The sequence below is a fragment of the Streptomyces sp. A2-16 genome (assembly GCF_018128905.1).
Classification (GTDB): Bacteria; Actinomycetota; Actinomycetes; order Streptomycetales; family Streptomycetaceae; genus Streptomyces.
In genome coordinates this window covers 1,376,852-1,396,612 of record NZ_CP063808.1, presented here as the reverse complement: position 1 = coordinate 1,396,612, position 19,761 = coordinate 1,376,852, and the positions used below count along the sequence as shown (strand labels likewise).

Annotated in this window: 22 protein-coding genes; 7 read left to right on the top strand and 15 right to left on the bottom strand. The window is 72.3% G+C overall.

All coding sequences use genetic code 11. The features are described 5' to 3' along the window. The first annotated feature begins 153 nt into the window (after positions 1 to 153). Positions 154 to 786, top strand: a complete 633-nt coding sequence (locus IOD14_RS06550; protein ID WP_123991478.1) for an O-methyltransferase — start codon at positions 154 to 156, stop codon at positions 784 to 786. Between the two features lie 264 nt (positions 787 to 1,050). Here the strand turns inward: IOD14_RS06550 and IOD14_RS06545 are convergent, their stop codons facing one another. Then, a complete protein-coding gene (locus IOD14_RS06545; protein WP_003966491.1) occupies positions 1,051 to 1,218 on the bottom strand; it encodes a DUF3117 domain-containing protein in 168 nt (55 codons plus the stop codon). 356 nt (positions 1,219 to 1,574) lie between these two features. On the opposite strand from IOD14_RS06545, the gene IOD14_RS06540 reads away from it, so the two are divergent. Further along, positions 1,575 to 2,366, top strand: coding sequence for an enoyl-CoA hydratase-related protein (locus IOD14_RS06540; protein ID WP_123991477.1), 792 nt, complete (start codon positions 1,575 to 1,577; stop codon positions 2,364 to 2,366). Positions 2,367 to 2,369: 3 nt separating this feature from the next. Here the strand turns inward: IOD14_RS06540 and IOD14_RS06535 are convergent, their stop codons facing one another. Both IOD14_RS06535 and IOD14_RS06530 read right to left on the bottom strand, forming a co-directional pair. Then, complete coding sequence (locus IOD14_RS06535; RefSeq protein WP_212669854.1) at positions 2,370 to 2,948, bottom strand: DNA-3-methyladenine glycosylase I; 579 nt, start codon at positions 2,946 to 2,948, stop codon at positions 2,370 to 2,372. Beyond that, the gene (locus tag IOD14_RS06530; protein WP_123991475.1) at positions 2,945 to 3,304 is read right to left on the bottom strand and encodes a DivIVA domain-containing protein; all 360 of its coding nucleotides are present in this window, start codon (positions 3,302 to 3,304) and stop codon (positions 2,945 to 2,947) included. Before IOD14_RS06530 ends, IOD14_RS06535 begins: the two co-directional genes overlap by 4 nt. 146 nt (positions 3,305 to 3,450) lie before the next feature. Between IOD14_RS06530 and folP the strand changes: the two genes are divergently transcribed. Further along, a complete protein-coding gene (folP, locus tag IOD14_RS06525) occupies positions 3,451 to 4,311 on the top strand; it encodes a dihydropteroate synthase (RefSeq protein WP_123991474.1) in 861 nt (286 codons plus the stop codon). Positions 4,312 to 4,440: 129 nt separating this feature from the next. Here folP and IOD14_RS06520 read toward each other — a convergent pair whose 3' ends face one another. Next, complete coding sequence (locus IOD14_RS06520; RefSeq protein WP_123991473.1) at positions 4,441 to 5,199, bottom strand: TIGR00730 family Rossman fold protein; 759 nt, start codon at positions 5,197 to 5,199, stop codon at positions 4,441 to 4,443. A gap of 109 nt (positions 5,200 to 5,308) precedes the next feature. Beyond that, on the bottom strand, positions 5,309 to 6,388 hold the full coding sequence (dapE, locus tag IOD14_RS06515; RefSeq protein ID WP_123991472.1) for a succinyl-diaminopimelate desuccinylase: 1,080 nt from the start codon (positions 6,386 to 6,388) through the stop codon (positions 5,309 to 5,311). An 85-nt stretch (positions 6,389 to 6,473) separates the two neighbouring features. Here dapE and IOD14_RS06510 point away from each other — a divergent pair, with 85 nt between their 5' ends. Both IOD14_RS06510 and IOD14_RS06505 read left to right on the top strand, forming a co-directional pair. Then, positions 6,474 to 7,454, top strand: coding sequence for a heavy metal transporter (locus IOD14_RS06510; protein ID WP_123991471.1), 981 nt, complete (start codon positions 6,474 to 6,476; stop codon positions 7,452 to 7,454). A gap of 274 nt (positions 7,455 to 7,728) precedes the next feature. Next, positions 7,729 to 8,187, top strand: a complete 459-nt coding sequence (locus tag IOD14_RS06505) for an ATP-binding protein (protein WP_123991470.1) — start codon at positions 7,729 to 7,731, stop codon at positions 8,185 to 8,187. A 66-nt stretch (positions 8,188 to 8,253) separates the two neighbouring features. On the opposite strand, the gene IOD14_RS06500 is transcribed toward IOD14_RS06505, so the two are convergent. Both IOD14_RS06500 and fdxA read right to left on the bottom strand, forming a co-directional pair. Then, a complete protein-coding gene (locus IOD14_RS06500; protein WP_212669853.1) occupies positions 8,254 to 9,348 on the bottom strand; it encodes a succinyldiaminopimelate transaminase in 1,095 nt (364 codons plus the stop codon). Positions 9,349 to 9,469: 121 nt separating this feature from the next. Then, entirely contained in the window at positions 9,470 to 9,787 is a 318-nt protein-coding gene (fdxA, locus tag IOD14_RS06495; protein ID WP_007384503.1) for a ferredoxin, read from the bottom strand. Positions 9,788 to 9,927: 140 nt separating this feature from the next. Here fdxA and IOD14_RS06490 point away from each other — a divergent pair, with 140 nt between their 5' ends. Continuing rightward, positions 9,928 to 10,932, top strand: a complete 1,005-nt coding sequence (locus tag IOD14_RS06490; protein ID WP_123991469.1) for a GNAT family N-acetyltransferase — start codon at positions 9,928 to 9,930, stop codon at positions 10,930 to 10,932. A gap of 32 nt (positions 10,933 to 10,964) precedes the next feature. Beyond that, positions 10,965 to 11,816 carry a transglutaminase-like domain-containing protein gene (locus IOD14_RS06485; RefSeq protein WP_123991468.1) on the top strand — a complete coding sequence of 284 codons (852 nt, stop codon included), beginning with the start codon at positions 10,965 to 10,967 and terminating at the stop codon, positions 11,814 to 11,816. Positions 11,817 to 11,821: 5 nt separating this feature from the next. Here IOD14_RS06485 and IOD14_RS06480 read toward each other — a convergent pair whose 3' ends face one another. The 8 genes from IOD14_RS06480 to IOD14_RS06445 form a co-directional block, all read right to left on the bottom strand. After that, the gene (locus IOD14_RS06480) at positions 11,822 to 12,439 is read right to left on the bottom strand and encodes a response regulator transcription factor (protein ID WP_123991467.1); all 618 of its coding nucleotides are present in this window, start codon (positions 12,437 to 12,439) and stop codon (positions 11,822 to 11,824) included. Further along, positions 12,436 to 13,602, bottom strand: coding sequence for a histidine kinase (locus IOD14_RS06475; RefSeq protein ID WP_174269226.1), 1,167 nt, complete (start codon positions 13,600 to 13,602; stop codon positions 12,436 to 12,438). Before IOD14_RS06475 ends, IOD14_RS06480 begins: the two co-directional genes overlap by 4 nt. Then, positions 13,599 to 14,339 carry an ABC transporter permease gene (locus IOD14_RS06470; RefSeq protein WP_123991466.1) on the bottom strand — a complete coding sequence of 247 codons (741 nt, stop codon included), beginning with the start codon at positions 14,337 to 14,339 and terminating at the stop codon, positions 13,599 to 13,601. The genes IOD14_RS06475 and IOD14_RS06470 overlap by 4 nt, the downstream gene beginning before the upstream one ends. Next, entirely contained in the window at positions 14,336 to 15,247 is a 912-nt protein-coding gene (locus IOD14_RS06465) for an ABC transporter ATP-binding protein (RefSeq protein ID WP_212669852.1), read from the bottom strand. Before IOD14_RS06465 ends, IOD14_RS06470 begins: the two co-directional genes overlap by 4 nt. A gap of 116 nt (positions 15,248 to 15,363) precedes the next feature. Continuing rightward, positions 15,364 to 17,988 (bottom strand): hypothetical protein, encoded by a 2,625-nt coding sequence (locus tag IOD14_RS06460; RefSeq protein ID WP_212669851.1) that lies wholly within the window; start codon positions 17,986 to 17,988, stop codon positions 15,364 to 15,366. Between the two features lie 158 nt (positions 17,989 to 18,146). Further along, positions 18,147 to 18,557 (bottom strand): DUF6113 family protein, encoded by a 411-nt coding sequence (locus IOD14_RS06455; protein WP_123991463.1) that lies wholly within the window; start codon positions 18,555 to 18,557, stop codon positions 18,147 to 18,149. Further along, positions 18,554 to 19,411 carry an N-acetyl-1-D-myo-inositol-2-amino-2-deoxy-alpha-D-glucopyranoside deacetylase gene (mshB, locus tag IOD14_RS06450; protein WP_123991462.1) on the bottom strand — a complete coding sequence of 286 codons (858 nt, stop codon included), beginning with the start codon at positions 19,409 to 19,411 and terminating at the stop codon, positions 18,554 to 18,556. Before mshB ends, IOD14_RS06455 begins: the two co-directional genes overlap by 4 nt. Before the next feature lie 45 nt (positions 19,412 to 19,456). After that, positions 19,457 to 19,651, bottom strand: a complete 195-nt coding sequence (locus IOD14_RS06445; RefSeq protein ID WP_007384493.1) for a hypothetical protein — start codon at positions 19,649 to 19,651, stop codon at positions 19,457 to 19,459. Between the last annotated feature and the right edge of the window lie 110 nt (positions 19,652 to 19,761).

The window sequence follows — 19,761 nt, the reverse complement described above, 5'->3', positions numbered from 1 at the left end:
GTCAGCAGTTGCTCGAGGGCCTGCTCGGCGTCGTGATCCAACTGTGTCCCCCCGGGTGCGTCTCCATCCCTCTAAACGCCCGGTCCCATCTGCGGGTTCCCGGCGGCAACGGATACAGTCACGCCCAGGCAACCACGGGGCAAGGAGAGGGCCATTACCGGCAACCGGCAGACGAGCTGGGCGTTCGCAGACGCCTACGTCGCCGAGGACGAAGTGCTGCTCTGGGCCCGTGACCGGGCCCGTGACGCGGGGCTGCGCTCGGTGTCGCCCGGCGCGGGCGCGGCGCTGCGGTTGCTGGCGGCCTCGGTGGACGCCAAGGCGGTCGCCGAGATCGGCACCGGTACCGGGGTCTCCGGTATTCATCTGCTGCACGGCATGCGTCCGGACGGGGTGCTGACCACCGTCGACCCCGAGCCGGAGCACCAGCAGTTCGCCCGCCAGGCGTTCCGCGCCTGCGGTTTCGCCAGCAACCGGGCCCGCTTCATCCCGGGCCGCGCCCTGGACGTGCTGCCCCGTCTCGCCGACGCCGGTTATGACCTCGTCTTTTGCGACGGTGACCGGCAGGAGGTCATGGACTACCTCGCTGAATCGTTGCGCCTGCTGCGTCCGGGTGGCCTGGTGGTCTTCGAGGGTGTCTTCGCCAGCGGCCGCACGGTGGACTCGGGGCCGCAGCCGACGGAGGTGCTGCGTCTCAGGGAGCTGCTGCGGGCCGTGCGCGAGAGCCAGGACCTGGTGCCGTCCCTGCTGCCGGTGGGAGACGGACTGCTCTGCGCGGTCAAGCGCTGAGCCGACGGCCGCCCCGCGACCATGTACCCCCGTGGCCCGGCGACCCTGCTGCCCGGCGACCTTGTTGCCCGGCGCCCCGCAACCCTGCCGCCCCCGACTCTGTTGCCCGGCGCCCCCGCCACCCCGCGCCCCTGCAGCCCGGCGCCCCGCACCCCCACGACCCGACGCCCCCCGTACGCCCATTCGTGGAATCTCCCGGGCAAACCGCTGCCCCGGCACCTCAGAAGATGCCGGGGCAGCCGAAAGGGTATGGTCGCTTCCGCGTCAGCCGACGACCTTCTTGAGGGCGTCGCCGAGCGCGTCGGCCTCGTCAGGGGTCAGCTCGACGACGAGCCGACCGCCGCCTTCGAGCGGAACGCGCATGACGATGCCCCGCCCCTCCTTGGTCACCTCGAGCGGGCCATCGCCCGTCCGCGGCTTCATGGCCGCCATGCTCGTTCCCCTTCCTGAAACCAGCTCATCGCCAAAGCCGACAGCCCTGGGAGGGCACGCGCGTCAAAGTGGGACCCGCGACCGGCATCGAACACATTGCTTCCAGGCCATTATCCCGCATCGCGGGACCCGATGACCAACATCAGTCGGCATCGCTTGGGCAACGCGCGCGAGCAAAACCACTCAATTCGGCGATGTGGCTGCGATACTCCGCCGCCGCGCGGATCCTGGCCGGCCATCAGGGCTCCGGAATTCTTTGACGCAGGTCACACGTCCGGTCCGGTCCTCGGACGTCGATCTCCGCCATGCTGTCCTTCGGACAACGGATGCAGCGGACACACCGGAGGGGATACGCCATGGCCGACACCGTGCTCTACGAGGTGCACGACGGGCTCGCGACGATCACGCTGAACCGGCCGGAGGCGATGAACGCGCTGAACATCGCCATGAAGGTCGCGCTGCGGGAAGCCGTGGAGTCGGCCGCCTCGGACGACGCCGTACGGGCCGTGCTGCTCACCGCCGCCGGGGAGCGGGCGTTCTGTGTGGGGCAGGACCTCAAGGAGCACATCGGGCTGCTCGCCGAGGGCTCGACGAAGGTCATGAGCACGGTCAAGGAGCACTACAACCCGGTCGTGCGGGCGCTGACGGAGATGCCCAAGCCGGTGGTGGCCGGGGTGAACGGGGTCGCGGCGGGCGCCGGCTTCGGGATCGCGCTCGCGGCGGACTACCGGGTGGCGGCGGACACGGCCGCGTTCAACACGTCGTTCGCGGGGGTGGCACTGACCGCGGACTCCGGGATCTCGTGGACGCTGCCGCGGGTGGTGGGGCCGGGGCGCGCCGCCGATCTGCTCCTCTTCCCCCGGACCATGTCGGCCCGGGACGCGCATGACCTGGGCATCGTGAACCGTCTCGTGCCGTCGACCGAGCTGCCCGCGGAGGCGGAGAAGGTGGCGCGGGCGCTGGCCTCGGGGCCGACGGTCGCGTACGGGGCGATCAAGGAGTCGCTCGCGTACGCGCTGACGCACACTCTGGCGCAGACGCTGGAGAAGGAGGACGAGTTGCAGGGGCGGGCCGGGGCGTCCGAGGACCACGCGATCGCCGTACGGGCGTTCGTGAACAAGGAAGCGCCCGAGTACCTGGGCCGGTAGGGCTCAGCCCTGTCTCGCCACGCACGTCTCCAGGTGGTCGTCCACCAGGCCGCACGCCTGCATCAGGGCGTACGCCGTGGTGGGGCCCACGAAGCGCAGGCCGCGCTTCTTCAGCGCCTTGGACAGGGCCGTCGACTCCGGGGTGACCGCGGGAACGTCCGCCAGGGTCCTGGGGACCGCGTGCGAGTCCGGTGCGTGGGACCAGATCAGCTCGTCCAGCTCGCCCGGGGTCCATTCGGCCAGCACGCGCGCGTTGGCCATCGTCGCGTCGATCTTGGCGCGGTTGCGGATGATCCCCGGGTCGAGGAGCAGCCGGTCGCGGTCGGCCTCGCCGAACGCGGCCACCTTGGCGATCTCGAAGCCCGCGAAGGCCGCCCGGAAGCCCTCGCGGCGGCGCAGGATGGTGATCCAGGACAGGCCGGACTGGAAGGCCTCCAGGCTGAGGCGTTCGTAGAGGGCGTCGTCGCCGTGGACCGGGCGGCCCCACTCCTCGTCGTGGTACGCCACGTAGTCCGGGGTGGACAGGGCCCAGGGGCAGCGCGGCGCGCCGTCCGGGCCGGCCAGGGCGGTGCCGTCGCTCACTGCTGCTCCCCGTGGCCGTGGTCCGGCTTGTGCATGGAGACGTGGGCCGCGGCCTGGGCGCCGGCCAGCGCGGACTCCAGGTCGGCGATCCGGGCGTCCCGCTCGGCGAGCTCGGCCCCGAGGCGGCTGAGGGCGTCGTCGACGTCCGCCATGCGGTAGCCGCGGGCGGTCAGCGGGAAACGCAGTCCGTCGATGTCCGCGCGGTTGACCGGTCGGTCCAGCGGCAGCGGGTCCTGGAGCCGCTCGGGGGCGACGTCCGGCAGCGGGCCGTCGCTCTCCCCTCCGCCCACCACGGCGAGCGTCACCGCGGCGACCACGACCGCGAGCGCGATGACCAGGAACAAGAACATAACCATCGCTGAGGTCCCCATGGTCCCTGCCGGCGGCCGGCCGCCGGCGTCGAATGTGTCAGGGTCCGATCGTGCCATGCGAGTCTGACAGTTAGGGTCGCAGGCGGCCGCAGACGCCGAACACACAGACGGACGAAGTGAGGTCACAGGGGATGCTCAGGCTGGGCAGGCGTGAATTCGACGCGCACGAGCCGGTGATCATGGCGATCGTGAACCGGACCCCCGACTCCTTCTACGACCAGGGAGCCACCTTCCTCGACGAGCCCGCCCTCGCGCGCGTGGAGCAGGCGGTGGCCGAGGGTGCCGCCATCATCGACATCGGCGGGGTCAAGGCCGGGCCGGGGGAAGAGGTGTCCGCGGCGGAGGAGGCACGGCGGACCGTCGGGTTCGTGGCGGAGGTCCGGCGGCGCTTCCCGGACGTGGTCATCAGCGTCGACACCTGGCGGGCGTCCGTCGGCGAGGCGGTGTGCGAGGCGGGGGCGGATCTGCTGAACGACGCGTGGGGCGGGGTCGATCCCGGGCTCGCGGAGGTCGCCGCACGGCACGGGGCGGGTCTGGTGTGCACGCACGCCGGGGGCGCGGAACCCCGTACGCGGCCGCATCGGGTGACGTACGACGATGTCGTGGCCGACATTCTGCGGGTGACCGTGGGGCTGGCCGAGCGGGCGGTCGCGCTGGGGGTGCCGCGGGAGTCCGTGCTGATCGATCCCGGGCACGACTTCGGGAAGAACACCCGGCACAGTCTCGAGGCGACCCGGCGGCTCGGGGAGATGGTCGAGACGGGGTGGCCGGTGCTGGTGTCGCTGTCCAACAAGGACTTCGTCGGCGAGACGCTGGACAAGCCGGTGAAGGAGCGGGTGGTGGGGACGTTGGCGACGACTGCCGTGTCCGCGTGGCTCGGGGCGCAGGTGTACCGGGTGCACGAGGTCGCGGAGACGCGGCAGGTGCTGGACATGGTGGCGTCGATCGCTGGGCATCGGCCGCCGGCGGTCGCGCGTCGGGGGCTTGCGTAGGAGGTTTCTCGCCCCCGCCGCCCCTGCCCGTCCCGTCCGGCCTTCGAGGACGAGGCCGAAGGCCGACGGGGGTTCGGGGGCGCGGCCCCGAGCAACGGCGCCGCACCCCACCCCGGTTCAAGCCCGGCGCTAGCGCCCCGCCTCCTTCGACACCAGTGCCACCGCCTCGTCCACGTCGTCCGTCACGTGGAACAGCAGCAGGTCCTTCTCCGACGCCTTGCCCTGGGCGACCAGGGTGTTCTTGAGCCAGTCGACCAGTCCGCCCCAGTACTCGCTGCCGAAGAGCACGATCGGGAAGCGGGTGACCTTCTGGGTCTGGACCAGCGTCAGCGCCTCGAACAGCTCGTCCAGGGTGCCGAGGCCGCCCGGCAGGACCACGAAGCCCTGCGCGTACTTCACGAACATCATCTTGCGGACGAAGAAGTAGCGGAAGTTGAGACCGATGTCGACGTAGGGGTTGAGCCCCTGCTCGAAGGGGAGCTCGATGCCGAGGCCGACGGAGGTGCCGTCGGCCTCGCAGGCGCCCTTGTTGGCCGCCTCCATGGCGCCGGGGCCGCCGCCGGTGATCACGGCGAAGCCCGCCTCCACCAGGCCCCGGCCGAGCCGCACGCCCGCCTCGTACTCGGGCGAGTCCGCCGGTGTCCTGGCCGAGCCGAACACGCTGATCGCGGGCGGGAGTTCGGCGAGCGTGCCGAATCCCTCGATGAACTCCGACTGGATGCGCAGGACGCGCCAGGGGTCGGTGTGCACCCAGTCCGACGGGCCGCCCGCGTCCAGCAGGCGCTGGTCGGTCGTGCTCGCCGTGACCTGTCCCCGCCTGCGGAGGACGGGTCCCAGGCGCTGCTCCTCCGGCGGCTGCTTCTTGCCCTCGGGGTTCCCGGTAGCCATGTGCGCTCCCTCCGCTTGCCTGGTTTTTCCATCTCAGCGTAGATCTACGCGGGTTACGGAGGGGGGACGTCCGCGTGTCCGCCATGAAGCGCCGGCGCGCAAACCATCGTCACGCCGTCAGCCACGCCCTCAGCTTCGCCTCCGCCTCGGGGATCAGCGACGCCTTCACCCGCTCGTCGACCTTGTGCGCGAGCAGCGGCTGGCCGGGGCTGTAGTTCACCGCGGGCACGCCGAGCGCGCTGAAGCGGGACACGTCCGTCCAGCCGAACTTGGGGCGGGCGACGCCCCCGACCGCCGTCATGAAGGCCTGGGCGACGGGGTGGGTGAGGCCGGGGCGGGCGCCGCCGGTGTGGTCGTCGACGGTGAACTCGTCGACTCCGCAGTCCGCGAAGAAGTCCCGCACGAAGGCCTCCGCCTCCTCCTCGCTGCGGTCCGGCGCGTAACGGAAGTTGACCGTCAGCGTGCAGGAGTCGGGGATGACGTTCGTGGCCACTCCTCCCTCCACCCGCACGGCGTTGAGACCCTCGTGGAACTCGAGGCCGTCCACCACCGGCCTGCGCGGCTCGTAGGCCGCCAGCTTGGCGAGGGCGGGAGCGGCCTTGTGGATCGCGTTGGACCCCATCCACGCGCGCGCGGAGTGCGCCCGCTCCCCCTTGAACGTCAGCAGCACCCGGAGCGTGCCCTGGCAGCCGCCCTCGACCTGGTTGTCCGTCGGCTCCAGGAGGACCGCGAAGTCGCCCTCCAGCCAGTCGGGGTGGGCCTCGGCCACATGTCCCAGGCCGTTGAGGTGGGCGGCGACCTCTTCGTTGTCGTAGAAGATGAAGGTGAGGTCGCGGTTGGGCTCCGGGAGCGTCGCCGCGATCCGCAGCTGGACCGCGACCCCGGACTTCATGTCGCAGGTGCCGCAGCCCCACAGGTAGCCCTCGTCGTCGAGCCGGGAGGGGACGTTGCCCGCGATGGGGACGGTGTCGATGTGGCCGGCGAGGATGACGCGTTCCGAACGGCCGAGGTTCGTGCGGGCGACGACGTTGTTGCCGTGACGGTCGACCGTGAGATGCGGCAGGCCGCGCAGGGCGGTCTCGATCGCGTCCGCGAGGGGCTTCTCGGTGCCGCTCTCGGAGGGGAAGTCGACGAGCTGCGCGGTGAGCTGTGCTGCGTCCAGCGAAAGGTCAAGAGGGGTGTCGGCCATGCTCCCGACCCTAACGCCCCCGCTGCGCGCACTCACCGCCCCCGTCCGGCGCCGACCTCTCAGTACTCTCCAGTATCTTGTCCGGATGCCAGAGCCGTTGCCCCCTACTCGCAAGCGCCGTGGCCGCCTCCTCCGCTTCGGGGCGGCCCTCGTGGTCCTGTGCGCGGTCGCCGGTTACCTCGTGGTGCAGTACGTCACCGGAGGCACGGAAGGACCCACCTGCAAAGTCGTCTCGGGCAGGGCGGACGGGCCGTCGTACGAGTTCACGCCCGAGCAGGCGGTGAACGCGGCGACGATCACCGCCGTCGGCACCGGGCGCGGGCTGCCCGAGCGGGCCGTGGCGATCGCGCTGGCCACCGCGCTCCAGGAGTCGGGGCTGCGCAACATCTCGCACGGCGACCGTGACTCCCTCGGCCTGTTCCAGCAGCGGCCCTCGCAGGGCTGGGGCACCCCGAAGGAGATCCTGGACCCGACGTACGCGGCGGCGGAGTTCTACAAGCACCTGGTCAAGGTGCGCGGCTATCAGGACCTCCCGCTGACCGTCGCCGCCCAGCGCGTGCAGCGCAGCGGCTATCCGGAGGCGTACGCCAAGCACGAGCCGGACGCCACGCTGCTCGCCGCCGCCCTCACCGGCACCTCTGCGGCCACCCTGACCTGCGACGGCCGCCAGGACACCACGGAGGCCGCCCAGGACGCCTCCCGGGCCGCCGCCACGGGCCCCGACGCGGTGCGGTCGGCCCTCGTACGGGACTTCGGGCGGGACGCGCTGGAGACGACCGCCGCCGAGGTGGGCGGCAGGGCCGCACCGAGTCCGGCGCCCACCCCGGCGGACGCGCGCACGGTGACCCTTCCCGTGCGCGAGGACACCGGCCCGGGTGCCGACCGCAGCCTCAGGGAACGCGGCTGGCAGCTCGCGCACTGGGCGGTCGCGAACTCCTCGGCGCTGCGCATCGAGCGGGTCTCGTACGCCGGGCGGCAGTGGACGGCCGGGAGCACGGACAGCCAGTGGCGTACGACGGACGGCGGGGGCGGCACGGGCACGGTGCGGATACTGACGGCACGCTAGTTCGGAAGATCACCTGGAAGGGTCACGTCCGGACACCGCGGGAGCGGGTGTGCGCAGGTTTTCGTCACGTCACCCCCGTATCGGCGAAAACCCTTGAGAACAAAGGGCTGCGAGCATTCGGCGGACTTTCAGACCGGATGCTTTTTGCCCGTTTTTATCCGCAGGTGATAATGCGACGCATTGCCAACTCTTTACGTTGCGCGTCCGCAACCTTCGTCGGCTTCGAGCGGTAGTCACGGCGTCCTAGCAACGTTTCCTCCGTCGAAGGAGCAACATGTCCCTCCCCCTGACCCGCAGGATCGCCCGTGCCGCGCTGCTCGTCGCTGCGGGAGCGGCAGCCGGGGTCGGTGCGGCCGGCTCCGCCAGTGCGGCCCCCTCTGCGCTGCCTGCCACTCCGAACCTCGGCGGGCTGACCGCTGTGGACGGGGCGCACGTCGGCAACACGGTGGACGGCGCGGCGCAGAACCTGGCCGGGACCGCGGGCAAGACCGGCGGCAAGGCCGTCGAGAAGGCGGTGCCGTCCGCCGGCAAGGCCGGTGGCAAGGCCGTGAAGAAGGCGGCGCCGGTCGCGCAGAAGACGGCGGGCGAGGCCGCGGGCTCCGCCGGGGGCCTCCTCGGCGACACGACGTCCTCGGCGACCAAGGGCGGCCTTCCGACCGACTCCCTCACCAAGGGCGGCGGCGGTCTGCCGTCGGCGGACACCCTTCCGGTGAAGAGCCTCCCGCTCGGCTAGTACGTCTCGGCACGGCGAAGGGGCCCGGGGAAACTCCCCGGGCCCCTTCGCCGTGTCCGGTGCGCGTCACGCCAGTCGCTCGACCGCCGCCCGCACCCGCTCGTCCGTCGCGGTCAGCGCCACGCGTACGAACTTCTCGCCCGCCTCGCCGTAGAAGTCGCCCGGCGCCACCAGGATGCCGAGGTCGGCCAGGTGGGCCACCGTCGCCCAGCAGGACTCGTCCCGGGTGGCCCAGAGGTAGAGGCTGGCCTCGCTGTGCTCGATGCGGAAGCCGTGGCCCAGCAGGGCCTCGCGCAGCAGGGCCCGGCGCGCCGCGTACCGCTCCCGCTGTTCGCGGACGTGGGTGTCGTCGCCCAGGGCGGCCACCACCGCGGCCTGGGTGGGCGCCGGGGTCATCATGCCGCCGTGCTTGCGGATCTCCAGCAGGGGCGCCAGGACGGCCGGATCGCCCGCCAGGAAGGCCGCGCGGTAGCCGGCGAGGTTCGACCGCTTCGACAGCGAGTGGACGGCCACGATGCCGTCGTAGGAGCCGCCGTTGACGTCCGGGTGCAGGACCGAGACCGGGTCGGCCTCCCAGCCCAGCTCCAGGTAGCACTCGTCGGAGAAGATCAGGATGCCGTGCGACCGGGCCCAGGCGACGATCCTCGTCAGTTCGTCCTTGGCGAGCACCTTGCCGGTCGGGTTCGACGGGGAGTTGAGCCACAGGAGCTTCAGGCCCGCCGGGTCCAGCTCGGTGGGGTCGTCGTAGACCTCGTAATCGGCCCGGGCGAGGCGCGCGCCGACCTCGTAGGTCGGGTAGGCCAGACGCGGATGGGCGACCCGGTCGCCGGGGCCGAGGCCCAGCTGGGTGGGGAGCCAGGCGACGAGTTCCTTGGAGCCTACGATCGGCAGGACGTGCCGGTGGGTGACCTCGCGGGCGCCCAGGCGGCGCTCGACCCAGCCGGTGATCGCGTCGCGCAGCGCCGGGGTGCCCCAGACCGTCGGGTAGCCCGGGGAGTCCGCCGCGTCGATCAGGGCCTTCTGGATCAGGTCGGGGACCGGGTCGACCGGGGTGCCGACGGAGAGGTCGACGATGCCGCCCGGGTGCTCGAGAGCCTGCTTCTTGTACGGCTCCAGCTTGTCCCAGGGGAAGGTGGGAAGGCGGTCGGAGACTGCGGACACGGCGTTCGGGCTCACTTTCGGGTCGTACGGCAAACACCGCGGTCCCGTACGGCCACGCTCAAGGGCGTTCAGGCCGTACGGGACCGAGGCGGCACGAAGTGCGGGCCGCTGATGCGGACGACTAGGCCTGCGGCGGCAGCGCGGCGATGAACGGGTGGTCCCGCTCGATCAGACCCAGCTTGCTGGCGCCGCCGGGCGAGCCGAGCTCGTCGAAGAACTCGACGTTCGCCTTGTAGTAGTCCTTCCACTCGTCCGGAGTGTCGTCCTCGTAGAAGATCGCCTCGACCGGGCAGACCGGCTCACAGGCACCACAGTCGACGCATTCGTCCGGGTGGATGTACAAGGACCGGGAGCCCTCGTAGATGCAGTCGACCGGGCACTCCTCGATGCAGGCCTTGTCCTTCACGTCGACACAAGGCTGCGCGATGACGTAGGTCACGCTGTCGTTCCTCCTCCATAGGGCGCTGGCGGGCCTCCTCAGGCTCCGCCGCCTCGCGCGCGGGAGCGCGGCGTCGTCGATGCCCGCCCCTAGTATCTCCGGTCTTGGGCATGATCCGAACAGGAGGGGTGAACTGACCTGTGGAAATCTCCGCGGCAGGGCGTCTTGTCGTCCGCATCTCCGCTGCTGACGTGGGCAAACGGGTATCCGTACGGTGTCTGGACGAAACCGGCGTCACCCAGGAGAAGTTCACCGACACGGTGGGTGTTCTCACATCATGGGACGACGGTGTGCTGATGATCACGCGCCGGGACGGCCGGAGCGTCCGCATCGCGGAATCCGCGCTGGTGGCGGGCAAGGTCGTCCCCGCCGAACCGGCGCGCCGCCGGGGGCCCGCCGCCTCGTACGAGGAGCTGGCCCGGATCGCGGCGCGCGGCTGGCAGCCGGTGGAGAGCGAGCGGCTCGGCGACTGGGAGCTGCGCGCCGCCTCCGGCTTCACCCGCCGCGCCAACTCCGTCCTCCCCCTCGGCGACCCCGGTCTGCCGCTCGACGAGGCCCTGGCCGCCGTACGACGGTGGTACGGGGCGCGCGGTCTGCCGGCGTACGTCCAGACCGCGACCGGCGCCGCGGGCACCCAGGAGGTGCTGTGCGCGGAGCTGGAGGCGCGCGGATGGACGCGGGAGGTGACGGCGGAGCTGTGGACCGGCGCGCTGGCACCGGTCGCGGACCGGCCCGGTGACGGCGTGGTCCTGTCCCGGGAGGCCGACGCGGACTGGCTGGCGCGCTATCAGCGCAAGGGGGTGAGCGAGGTGGCACTGCGGGTGCTCGGGAGCGGGCCGTCGGTGTGGTTCGCCACCGTCCCGGGCGAGGACGCCCCGGCCGCGATCGGACGGTGTGTCGTGGACGGGCGGTGGGCCGGGTTCGCGGCGGTCGAGGTGGATCCCGCACTGCGGCGCCGAGGGCTGGCCTCGACCGTGATGGCGGCGCTGGCGCAGCGCGCCCTCGACGAGGGGGCGTCGGCCGCGTGGCTCCAGGTCGAGTCGGACAACATCGGCGCGCGGGCCCTGTACGAGCGGATGGGGTTCGCCGCGCACCACGCCTACCACCACTACCGCGAGCCGGACGTCTCCGGCGCGGCACGGTAGTAGCGATCGCCGCGAAAGGGCACGAGCCAGCTATGCGTCCTCCGTTTCCGCCATCGCCCGACCGTTCCGCCGAGCTGCGGAGGCGGTTCGCCGAAGAGGCGCGGTCCGAGCGGCCCGATCTGGCCGCCCTGTGTCTGCTCCTCGGGGCGCAGGCCGACGGCGCCCTCGACGAGGCCGGGATCGACGCGGCCCAGATCGAGCTCGACGAGCTGGCCGGGCGGTTGCCGTTCCGGCCGGGCGGGCCGCGGTCGTGGGCTGTGTCGCTGCGGGAACTGCTCGGGGAACGATGCGGGTTCCGCGGGGCGCCGGCGGACTACCAGCGGCTGGAGTCCTCGCTGCTGCACGAGGTCCTGCGGCGGCGCAGGGGGCTGCCGATCCTGCTGTCCGTGGTGTGGATGGAGGTGGCCCGGCGGGCGGGAGCGCCGGTGTACGGGGTGGCCCTGCCGGGGCACTTCGTGGTCGGTTTCGGCCCGCCGGAGGAGCAGGCGCTGGCCGATCCGTTCGACGGCGGGCGGGTGTTGAGCGGGGGTGACGCGGAGGTGCTGGTCGCCGGGGCCACAGGAGGTTCGCTGGATCCGTCGATGCTGGGTCCCGCGGATCCGCTGGAGGTCGTGCAGCGGATCCTGAACAACATCCGGGCGTGGGCCGCGGCCCGGCCCGAGCGATCGGACGTGGCCCTGTGGGCGGTCGAGTTGGCGCTGCTGCTGCCGTCGCATCCGGCCAGGCTGCGGTACGAACGGGCCCAACTGTTCGTCCAGCGGGGGGACTTCGTCCAGGGAGCCAGCGAACTGGAGGCCTACGCCGAGGTGGTGGGCACCGTCGACGAACCCGCCGCGGCACGTGTGCGGCAGCAGGCTCACGCCGCACGGGCGATGCTGAACTGACGCCCCTACAGCCAGCCCTTCTCCCGCGCGATCCGTACCGCCTCGGCCCTGTTCCGCACCGCCAGCTTCTGGATCGCCGTCGAGAGGTAGTTGCGGACCGTGCCCTGGGACAGGTGCAGGGCCGCTGCCAGTTCGGCGTTCGTCGAGCCGTCGGCCGCCGCTCGCAGGACCTCGCGCTCGCGGTCCGTCAGCGGGTTCGCGCCCTCCGCCAGCGCGGCCGCCGCCAGGGTGGGGTCGATGACCCGCTCCCCCGCCAGCACCTTGCGCACGGCGTCCGCCAGTTGGGCCGCGGGGGCGTCCTTGACCAGGAAGGCGTCGGCGCCCGACTCCATCGCGCTGCGGAGGTAGCCGGGGCGGCCGAAGGTCGTGAGGATGACCAGCTTGACCGCCGGGAGTTCCTTGTGGAGCAGGGCCGCCGCCTCTATGCCCGTGGCGCCCGGCATCTCGATGTCCATGAGGGCCACGTCGATGTCGTGGGCGCGGGCCGCCGCCAGCACCTCGTCGCCGCGGGCCACCTGGGCGACGACCTCGATGTCCTCCTCCAGGCCGAGCAGGGCGGCCAGGGCCTCGCGGACCATCGACTGGTCCTCGGCGAGCAGGACCTTGATCGTGCGGCTCGTCATGAAGCGGATCCTACGTCGGCCGCGGAACCGGCCGGCACACGGGCGACCAGCCGGAAACCGTGCCGGGTACCGGCGGCCTCCAGCGTGCCGCCGGCCTTCTCCAGGCGTTCGGTCAGACCGGTCAGGCCGTTGCCGGGAGCGTTGCCCGCACCGCCCGATCCGTCGTCCTCGACGGTGAGTTCGAGCCTCGGCCCGTCGAGGGTCTGGCGGTGCAGCAGCTCCACCGTGCAGCCGCGGGCGCCGCTGTGCCGTACGACGTTGGTGACCGCCTCGCGCAGCGCCCAGGCGAGGGCCGACTCGCTCTCCTCGGGGACGCCGGTGAGATCGGGTTCGGCCGGCAGCGTGGCGGTGACTCCGGCGGCCGTCAACGCGACCTGGGCACCCGCGAGTTCCGCGGCCAGGCGGGCGCGGCGGTAGCCGGAGACGGCCTCGCGGACGTCCACCAGGGCCTGCCGGCTGACCTGTTCGATGTCGGCGACCTGCTGGGCCGCCTTGTCGGGGTGGGCGGGCAGCATCCGGCCGGCCAGCTCGCTCTTGAGGGTGATGAGGGACAGGGAGTGGCCGAGGAGGTCGTGCAGGTCCCTGGCCAGGCGCAGGCGTTCCTCGTTGGCGGCGAGCTGGGCGACCCGCGCCCGCGCCTCCCGCAACTCGATGGTCGTGCGGACGAGTTCGCGGACGCCCGTCATCGCGAACCCGCCGAGCAGGGCCGGGATGAGCAGCGCGCCGATGTACTCCGTGCCGTCGGTGACGAGCAGGGCCAGGCCCGCCATCAGGGCGGACGCGGCGGGGATGGTCCAGCGGGCGAGCCGCAGCGGCAGGGCCGCGCCGGACGCGATGGACACGTACACGAAGAGGACGAGCCACTCGCGGCCCAGGGTGAGGACCAGCAGGGTCGACTCGGCCGAGAGGACCGCGAGCGAGGTGAGCACGAAGCTCTCGGCGTTGCGGCGGCCGGTCCTGAACAGCAGGGCCAGGTACCAGCCGACGAAGCCCGCGAGGCCGAGCCAGCCGAGGACGACGGCCACGACCCCGTGGCCGCCGTGCAGGAGGTCCGAGACGGGTGCGCTCAGGTAGACCAGCCAGATGCCCGTCCACAGCATCTTGACCGTCATCTGCTTGCGGGTCTCCGGGCGCTGCCCGATGCCGACGCCGGTGCCGCTCACGCCTTCAACGTGTCCTTCCGGTACAGCCAGGCCGCGCCGCCCGCGAACAGGGCGAAGGAGACGGCCAGGATGGCGATGTCCTGTCCATGCGGGGCGCGGCTCTGCTCGATGGCCTGCCCGAGGGCAGCGTACGCGTGCGTGGGCAGCCACTTGGCGATGTCCTGGAGCCACTGCGGGAAGGTCGTCGTGGGCATCCACAGGCCGCCCAGCATCGACAGGCCGAAGTAGGTGATCATCGTGATCGGGCGGACCGCGTCCCCGGTGGCGAGGTAGCCGATGGCGACGCCGAGCGCGGCGAAGACGAGGCTTCCGGCCCAGATCGCGCCGGTGAGGGCGAGCCACTGCCAGGCGTCCAGGCGTACGTCCTTCACGACCGCGGCGACGACGAACACGACCACGATCGAGGGCAGGCTCACCACGGCCGCGCTCGCCGTCTTCGCGAACACGTAGCCGCGTCCCGGCAGCGGGGTCAGCCGCAACTGCCGTACCCAGCCGCCCTCGCGCTCCTTGGCGATGCGCTCGCTGTTGCCCATCAGGACGGCGGTCAGGGCGCCGAAGGAGGCCATCGAGACCATCATGTAGGTCGGCAGGGTCAGGCCCGTGCCGTCGACCTTCGTGGTGCTGTCGGCGTTGCCCGCGATGATCAGGAACAGCAGCGAGGGGTACATCACCGAGAAGAACAGGAACTTGCGGTTGCGCAGGGCGCGGGTGAGTTCCAGCTTGATCAGGCTGTTCACCTGGACTTCGCCTCCTCGGCGGCGGTGATGGCGACGAAGGCCTGCTCCAGACCGAGGCCGGCGACTTCGAGGTTGCGGGGGTAGACGCCGAGGCCGTAGAGGGCGTGCACGGTCGCGTCGGCGTCGGTGGACTGGATGCGGACGGTCTGGCCGGAGATGTCGACCGCGCTCAGGAACGGCAGGTTCCGCAGCGCGGCCTCGTCGATCGTGCCCTCCAGGTCGAAGGCGATCCTGCGGGCACCCGCCTTGGCCTTGATCTCGGCGGCGGTGCCGTCGGCCAGCAGGCGGCCCCGGTGCAGGACCAGCACCCGGTCGGCGATGGCGTCGGCCTCTTCGAGGTAGTGGGTGGCGAACAGGACCGTACGGCCCTGGTCGGCCTGTTCGCGCATGGTGGCCCAGAAGGCCTGCCGGGTGGTGACGTCCATGCCGGTGGTCGGTTCGTCCAGGACGATCAGGTCGCTGTCGCCGGCGGTCGCGAGGGCGAAGCGGACCCGCTGGGCCTGGCCGCCGGAGAGCTTGTTGACCCTGCGGTCGGCGATCTGGGCGATGCCCGCGCGGGCGAGGACGTCGTTCGCTTTGTACGGCTTCGGGTGCAGGTCGCAGGCGAGCCGAACCAGCTCGGCGACCGTGACCTCGTCCATCAGCCCGCCGCTCTGGAGCATCGCGCCGACGCGCCCGGCGACGATCGCCTCACGCGGGCTGGTGCCGAAGAGCCGGACGCTGCCGCTGTCGGGCTGCTTGAGGCCGAGCAGCAGATCGAGGGAGGTCGACTTGCCGGCGCCGTTGGGGCCGAGCAAGGCCACGGTCTCCCCCGGCCGCAGGGTCAGGGTCAGTCCGTCCACGGCGCGTACCTCGCCGTACGCCTTGCTCACCTGGTCGAAGGCGACCACCGGGGCTGTCGTTGTCATACGGCCATGGTGGCTTCGCGGGTGGGGCCGCGGGCAGTGTCGGCCGTCCGGAGTGCCGCATGACAGATGTCATGTCGGGCGGCACTCCGGTGCGGTCTCCGCTCCTGCGTGGGCGCTCAGCTCGGGTTCGTGTCGATGACCACGACGCGGTCCGCCGGCGTCTTGCCGCGCAGCGCCTTGCCGAGCGCCGAGGCGACGTCCTGCGGAAGCACGTCACGCTTGCCGCTCGCGCCGTCGATCTTCACACCGACGAAGGTGGCGCCGTACGCCTCCTTGAGCGCCTCGAGGTTGTACGTCTCCACGAGCTTGCCGCCGACCGCCTTGAACCCGAGGATCTTCGGCAGGGACACCGACCCGAAGTCGATGCTGTGCGCCGCGTCGGTCTTGATCGTGACGCGCTCGGACATCGCGGGCTCCGCGAACTCCTTCATCATCCGGTCGACCTCGGCGTTCGAGACCGACGGCTGCTTGGTGGTCGTCGGGAGCGTGACCGAGCCGGCGGTGCCGGTCTCCACCTGGGTGCGGTACGCCTCCTCGACCGCGGTGGTCGACCGGGCGACGTCGATGCCCTTGCCGGCCTTGCCGTACACGGCGACGGCCTTGCCGTTGACGAACTTGATCGTGCCGTCGGTCGCCGATCCGGCGCCGCCCGAGGCGTCCTCCAGGGCTGCCTGCAGCTTCTCCTCGTCGACCGGCATGACCGGGTCGACGACCCGGTGGTTGCCGAACAGGGAGCCGATGACGGAGACCGGGTTGTAGTCGCTCTTCGCGGCCGCGGCGACCGTGGCCTGCTCGTCGAGCTGGAGCCCGGCCTGGTCCGGCTTGAGGGAGACGGTGTCACCGCCGACCGACAGCTTCAGCGCCTGGTTGACGCGGCCCTGGAAGGCGTCGTCGAGCTTCTTGACGGCGTCGTCGCGGGTGCCGCCGCCGATGTCCACGCCGAGCACGGTGGTGCCCTTGGGCACGTCGGAGCGGTTCATCAGCAGACCGGCGCCGTAGGCACCGACGCCGAGGAGGACCACGGTGCCGCCGACCATCGCCAGCTTGCTGCGGCCCTTCCTTTTCTTCTTCTTCGACGAGGCGGCCGGGGCCCCCTGCGACGCGGTGTCGGGCAGCTTCGGGGGCGTACGGCCGTCGGTGCCCTGGCCGAGGGGGGCGTTCTGGGCGTCGGACGGGACGACCGGCATGCCGCTGGTGACGGTGTGCCCGGAGACGTTGTCCGGGGTGCCGTAGCCGGGCGCGCCCGGGCCGGGGGCCGGCTTCTGCGGGGTGAGGATCGCGGTGTCGTCGCTCAGACCGCCACCGGGGCCGAAGCCCGCGCCGGGCGCACCGCCGGGACCGGGGGCGCCGGGGCCGCCCGGGCGACCTAGCGTGCCGGGACCGCCCTGGGCCGCCTGGCCGGGCTGACCGCCGGGACCGCCCGGGGCACCGGGGCCCGCGAGGCCGCCGGAGATTCCGGGACCGCCCGGGCCGCCGAGGGTGCCGGGAGCGCCGGAACCGCCCGGGCCGCGGGTGCCGCCCGGGCCACCGGGGCCGCGGGTGCCGCCGCCGGGACCGCCCTGGCCGCCGAAGCCGTCGGGGCCGTTGAACGATTCGCCGCCGAAGGACTCGGCCCCGGCGAAGGGGTCGGGGCCGGCGGGCGGTACGACCGGGCCGTCGCCGGTGACCGGGCCGCCGGTCGGGCCGGCGGGACCCTGGGGGCCGCCCGGGCCGCCGGGGCCCCGCGGTCCGCCGAAGCCGCCGCCGTAGTCGATCTGGCCGCCCTGGCCGCCGTAGTCGATCTGACCGTTCTGTCCGCCGGGACCGCCGCCGTGGCCGGCCTGTGCGCCGAAGCCGCCCTGGCCGTTCAGGGTGTCCTGTCCGCCCTGGCCGCCCTGGCCGGGGAAACCGCCCTGGCCGTTCTCCGCGTTCGGGCCGCCGGGGCCGTTGCCGTTCTCGGCGAAGTAGGGCAGCTCGTCGCGGCGGGGTTCGCTGCCGCGCTGGCCGCCGTTGAGCGCCTCGGTGACGTCGAAGGAGCCCGTACCGCCGCCGTGGCCGGGGGCCACCGGGCCGCCCGTGGCACCCGGAAGTCCGGCGCCGTTCGTGGCGCCGGAGCGGGAGCCGCCCGGCACGCTCATGGAGCCGACCACGCCTCCGGGACGCCCGGCCCCGGGACGCGCCCCACCGGACGCGGCCGGACCGGAACCGCCGTGACGGGGGCCGGACGCACCGGGAGGACCACCGGCACCCGGACGCGCACCGCCCGCGGCACCGGCAGCACCGGCCGCAGCGGCACCCGGCGCTCCCGCGCCCGAACCGCCGGGCAGACCGGCCCCGTTGGTGGCGCCGCCGCCCTGACCGCCCTTGGCGGGACCGGACTTGCGGGGCGCGAACCAGTCGCTCGCCTTCTCCTCGGCGGCGGGCGGTGCCGGTTCGCCGGGCAGTTCGTACGTGCCGGTGGTCGAGGAGGGACTCGGCGCCGGTGCCTCGGCCTCGGGACCGCTGTCGACGGAACTCTCCGTCTCGGCGACGGGCTGACGCACGACGACCGGCGGAATGGGCCGCGAACCGGGGATGTTGATCCGGATCCGGGTCGTCAGCGTGGTCTCGGTCTTGCGCTCCTCCGGCTGCGCGGCCGAACGGCCCGCGTCCGGACCGCCGTCGGACACCTGAGGCGTCCCGTACGGCGGCGTGCCCGAGGGGTAGGCGGCTCCGCCGCGCCCGTTGGGCCCGGAGGACGGACTGTCAGTTTCACGACTCAAGGCAGGTTCTCCCGGTTGGCTCCGCCGCCCGTTTCGACCTCACTGCTTCGGGCGTCGGCGGCGCGCACCACCATACTGGCCACTTCTGGCCGGTATCCCACGACCGCCGGGGAAACCCACACGGGACTCGCACGCGCGCGATGCGGAGAAGTGGTACGTCACTTGCCAAGTCGGACGGGGTCGCCGCCCGGTTGCCGCCCCAGCCCAAGGGTGGCGCAGATCACAGCCACAGCCATGCCGCCGAGCAGGAAGAGATAGGAGCCGCTTCCCGCCGCGAAGACGAAGTCGCCCTCCGGACGGCTGGCGGTGAGGAAGATGACGGCGACCATCCAGCCGCCGGCGGGCGCGACGGCTCCGGCGCGACTGCCTGCGGCGCGTGCCCCGCCGAGCAGCAGCCCGGCCTCGCCGAGCAGCGCGAGGAGCAGCCCGCCCGGGAACCAGCCGGCCTGCACCAGGGCCCCGGCGATCCCCACCACCGCACCCAGCAAGAAAAGCCCGAGGTAGGCGGCGGCCCGGCCGGCGGAAGGGCGCTGCAGGGGCTGGGCCAGCATCGACGTTCGGTCGCTCATGACGCGCCCTCGATCCCGGAGAACAGGTCGGTCTCCCTGGTGTCCCCGGGTTCCCCTCTCACCAATTCGTAGTACTCGGTGGTGAAGAGAGGTTGCGCGAGTTCGTTGGAGAGTGCGAAGTACGCCCCGGAGACGTCGATCTGGGTCGCGTGCGCGGCCATCGCGGCGCTCTTGGCGGCGGCGTACGCCGAGCCGTCGATCTCCGTGGTGATCCGCTCGTCGTCCACCACGCCCGGTACGTCGTCGAGGACGGCGGTCTTGGCGAAGGGGAGGCCGGGCAGGTCCTGGTGGAGCTGTGCGAAGGCGCGCTCGCCGACCGCGCGCGGTACGCGGTTCCAGTAGACCTTGAGGATCTCCCATCCGGCGTCGGCGGCGAGCTCGACGGCGCGCATGGCGACGCGGTGGGCCTGGATGTGGTCGGGGTGGCCGTATCCGCCGTGCTCGTCGTAGGTGACGAGGACCTGGGGGCGCACCTCGAGGATCACCTCGACGAGATGGCGGGCCGCCTCGTCGACGTCGGCCTGCCAGAGGCAGGCGGGGTCGTCGTTCTCCGGGAGGCCCATCATTCCGGAGTCCTGGTAGCGCCCGGCGCCGCCGAGCAGGCGGAAGTCCGCGACGCCGAGCTCACGCATGGCCGCGGTGAGCTCGCCGCGCCTGTGCTCGCCGAGGGCGACGCCGGTCAGGTGCCGCAGCCCGGGCGGGATGACCTCGCCGAGCTCGCCGAGGGTGCAGGTGACCAGGGTCACCCGGGCGCCCTCGGCCGCGTACCTGGCCATGGTCGCGCCGTTGTTGATCGACTCGTCGTCCGGGTGCGCGTGCACCAGGAGAAGACGCCGAGCGGGCTGTTCCGTCATGGCCCCACCTTACGAGGAGCCACCGACAGACCCGCTCAGCCGGTGTCAGAACTTGATACTGCCGATCATGCCCGCGATGTTGGTCGTCAGCTCGCTGATCGTCGGTGCGATCGAAGAGGCGGCGAGATAGAAGCCGAGCAGGATGCACACGACGGCGTGCCCGCCCTTCAGTCCCGACTTCTTCACCAACAAGAAGACGATGATCGCCAGCAGCACTACCGCCGAAATTGAGAGTGCCACGGCGGCTCACCTCCAAAGATCCCAAGAGCGCGGGGGGTCGGACCAGGGGGGCAGATAAATCCATACAGCAGCCAGCGGATTCATACCCACTATGCGGTAGTGATCATAAC